The organism is Pyrobaculum sp. (assembly GCF_049971835.1).
Classification (GTDB): domain Archaea; phylum Thermoproteota; class Thermoprotei; order Thermoproteales; family Thermoproteaceae; genus Pyrobaculum.
Genome location: NZ_JBMFKV010000190.1, coordinates 1 through 3,348, shown reverse-complemented (window position 1 = coordinate 3,348; position 3,348 = coordinate 1). Strand labels below are relative to the sequence as shown.

Sequence of the window (3,348 nt, the reverse complement as noted above, 5' to 3'; positions counted from 1 at the left end):
GTCCTAATAGCCATGGGCGCCGTCCTCGTGGTGGAGAGGCTGAACAGAGCCTTCGTGGTGTGGGCGTCGAGATTCCAGACCTCTGCCTACAAAGCCTCGAAGCTCCAGCTGGGCAAGCTAAGCGACGTGGCCCTTGGCCTCTCCCTAGGCGCCGTGTGGACCCCCTGCATAGCGCCGTTGTTTGGGGCCGTGGTCGTGGCCAACCTCGTGGCGTCGGCGGTGACGGGGAACTACCTAGCCCTCTTCGCCTCCACGCTCGCCTACGCCGCGGGGCTCGCCGCCGTGGTGTACGCCCTAATCAACGTGGCGAGGAGAGGAGCCCTGAAGGCCTCTAAAAGCATGAAGTGGAGCATGTGGGGCAGGCGGGTGGAGTACATAGTGGGCATCCTATCCATAGCCTTCGGCATACTGCTCATCGGCGAGGCCCTGGGCCTAGGCACCTTCTCAGCCCTATTCAAGCTGTAGAACTCAAATTTTTATCTCGGAAAAAACCCTCCAGCGTGAGGCGGATTCTCATAGCGTTGGCTGTGTTGGTAGCAGTCCTCGCAATTTCCATGTTTTTCATGCTAAAGCCGCAACAGGCCGGGGAGGCCCCCACGGTAAAGATACGAGTCGGGCTCCTGCCCATAGTCGACGCCCTCCCCTTTGTGGTTGCCGAGAGGGAGGGGCTCTTCCAAAAGGAGGGCGTCGCTGTGGAGATTACATACTTCGGCTCAGCTAGGGACCGCGACGCCGCAATCGCCAGCGGGCAGATAGACGTGGCTATACACGACCCCGTGGGCGCCCTCATGTTGATCGGCAACGGCGTGCCCATCAAGATAGTGGGCTTTGTCTGTTGCCTCTCCGAGAACGAGTCAAACGTGGGGTTTTACTACGTAAAGGCCCCCGGCGCCGCGCAGGTTAGGAAGGTGGCCATTTCGAAAAATACCATTATTGAATACGTCGCCTCTAAGCTCGTGAAGGGCGACGTGGAGTTCGTCGACGTGCCCAGCATAGCCAATAGATACCAGCTCTTGATAGAGGGGAAGGTGGACGCCGCCGTGATGCCCGACCCCTGGGGCACCCTCGCCTTGCTAAACAACGCCACGTTGCTCGCCAAGCACAGAGATCTCGTGGTGCTGGTGGCAAGCAACTCAATAACAAGCACCCCCGAGGGGAGGCGGGCTCTGGAGAAATTAATCACAGCCCTCAACAAGGCAGTAGATATCTACAACACAGACCCGGCAAAGTACAGAGATATACTCGCCGAGAGGCTCAACCTGCCAGCGCCCCTTAGGCAGAGGTACCAGATAGTATGGAGAGCGCACATCGCCCAGCTCCCCCGGGATGTATTCAACGACGCCTCCAGCTGGTTGCTCCAGAAAGGTCTCGTAAAACAGCAACTGAGATACGAAGACTGCGTCTCGTGATCGCCCTGCGCGCGGTGTACTTCAGGTATAGAAGAGGCCCAGCTATTTTAGACAACTTCACCGCCGAGTTCCCCAAGGGCATCACAACTATACTCGGCCCCAACGGAAGCGGCAAGACGACGCTCCTAAAGCTGGTAGCCGGCGTGCTGACCCCCCAGAGAGGCTATGTGGAGGTGATGGGGAGGCCCCCCGCCGAGCTCAGAGGGAGGATAGCCTACATACCGCAGACCGGCGGCCTCTACCCGTGGATGAAGATACGGGACAACATCGCCATCCCCCTAAAGATTAGGGGCCTCCAGCCCGCCGAAATAAGCCAGAGAGTTAGAGACGTCGCCGAGGCGCTGGGGATAAGCCACCTACTAGACAGATACCCCAAGGAAGTCTCCGGGGGAGAGCAACAGAAAGTCCTAATAGCAAGGGCGGTGGCCTCAGGAGCAGACGTGTGGCTGCTGGACGAGCCGCTCTCCATGATCGACATAGACTACAGACGCGACGTCATAGAGGCCCTGCGGAGACTCGGCAAGACAATGCTGGTGATTACCCACAATGTACAAGACGCAGTAGACCTCGGGGGCCATATATACATCGTGCGGGGCCCCCCGCTAACTGTGGTGTCAAGCCTGGCGCCCGGCCAGTACAGCAGAGACGCGGCAGAGCTGGCAAACGCCGTCAGGGAGGCGTACAAGCCGTGAGGTACTACCTAGCGGCCCTCATAATACTCCTAGCCCTTTGGCAGGCGGCTGCGTATGTGGTAAACAAGCCCTACCTACCGCCCCTCACCGACGTCGTAGCCCGGGCCCTCAGCGACGGCCCAACGCTGGCGAAGAACCTAGCCGCAACGCTGGCCAGAGTGGGCGCCGCTGCGTCGATAGCGCTGGCGAGCGGCATAGCGGCGGGACTAGCGGCGAGCTGGCTCTCCGAGCGGGTAAGCGCAAATCTGCTTAGAGCCGCGGTGCTCTTGACCTACCCAATACCCCACGTCGCCCTCCTCCCCATCCTCCTACATCTATTCGGCATCGAGGCCAGTAAAGTGGCGCTGATGTCGCTAATAGCCTTCTACCCAGTGGCCCTCTCGGTGATGGAGTGGACGCAGAGATTCCCCCGGGACCTCGCCGCGCTGATCTACACCATGGGCGGCGGGAGGCTGGCCGTCGTGAGGTACGTAGTCCTCCCCTCCGCCCTCCCCGGCATAATAACGGGGCTGAAAATAGCCCTAAACACCGCCTACTCAGTCTCCTTCATAGCAGAGAGCCTGGCGCTGACCGACGGACTCGGCGCCTTGATATACGACAGCTGGCACAGGCTAGACTTCGCAGAGATGTACGCCGCCATCCTCACCCTAAGCGCCGCCGGGGTCCTCACCTACGCCGCAATGTCGGCCCTAGAGAAAAAATTAACAGAGTGGCTCTAGCAGACAAACAGTTAAAACCACACGTAGCTAACCCGCCGTGGCGAAGATAGAGTGCCCCTACTGGGTCACCCCCAGGCTGGCGGGATCGTGCATGCCTAGAAAAGAGGACATAGATAAGTGGGGGGAGCTGGGGATAAGGACGGTGATCTCGCTGGCCGAGGCCTGGGAAATCGAGTACTACGGCCGCTGGGGGCTGGCGGAGCTCCGCAGGGCCCTGGCCGAGAGGGGCATGGAGTGGATCCACTGGCCAACCCCCGACGGGTACCCACCCAGGAGACTCGACGAGCTGGTAGAGACAATCAAAAGGGAGATCGCCAGAGGCGCAGTCGTGGTCCACTGCGTGGGGGGCATGGGGAGGACCCCCACAACACTGGCGGCCTACCTAATAGCCACGAAATGCATAAAGGCAGACGACGCAATAAGAGAGGTAGAGAAGGTAAACCCAGCCGTCTCCCTCACCGACGAGCAGTACTACGCTCTGCTCGAAATCGAAGCCGCATATAGAGACCACTGCGGAGGAGGCCAAAC

At 60.0% G+C, this 3,348-nt stretch carries 5 protein-coding genes; all 5 read left to right on the top strand.

What is annotated here, in order from left to right; genetic code table 11:
• A partial coding sequence (locus tag ACP5J3_RS12090) for a cytochrome c biogenesis protein CcdA (protein ID WP_428495922.1) occupies nucleotides 1-465 on the top strand: 465 nt, incomplete at its 5' end.
• 35 nt (nucleotides 466-500) lie between these two features.
• Nucleotides 501-1,409 carry an ABC transporter substrate-binding protein gene (locus ACP5J3_RS12085; RefSeq protein ID WP_428495921.1) on the top strand — a complete coding sequence of 303 codons (909 nt, stop codon included), beginning with the start codon at nucleotides 501-503 and terminating at the stop codon, nucleotides 1,407-1,409.
• Nucleotides 1,406-2,101 carry an ATP-binding cassette domain-containing protein gene (locus tag ACP5J3_RS12080; protein ID WP_428495920.1) on the top strand — a complete coding sequence of 232 codons (696 nt, stop codon included), beginning with the start codon at nucleotides 1,406-1,408 and terminating at the stop codon, nucleotides 2,099-2,101. Before ACP5J3_RS12085 ends, ACP5J3_RS12080 begins: the two co-directional genes overlap by 4 nt.
• Complete coding sequence (locus ACP5J3_RS12075; protein WP_428495919.1) at nucleotides 2,098-2,820, top strand: ABC transporter permease; 723 nt, start codon at nucleotides 2,098-2,100, stop codon at nucleotides 2,818-2,820. Before ACP5J3_RS12080 ends, ACP5J3_RS12075 begins: the two co-directional genes overlap by 4 nt.
• 37 nt (nucleotides 2,821-2,857) lie before the next feature.
• Nucleotides 2,858-3,348: protein-tyrosine phosphatase family protein (locus ACP5J3_RS12070; protein WP_428495918.1), on the top strand; the 491-nt coding region annotated here is incomplete at its 3' end.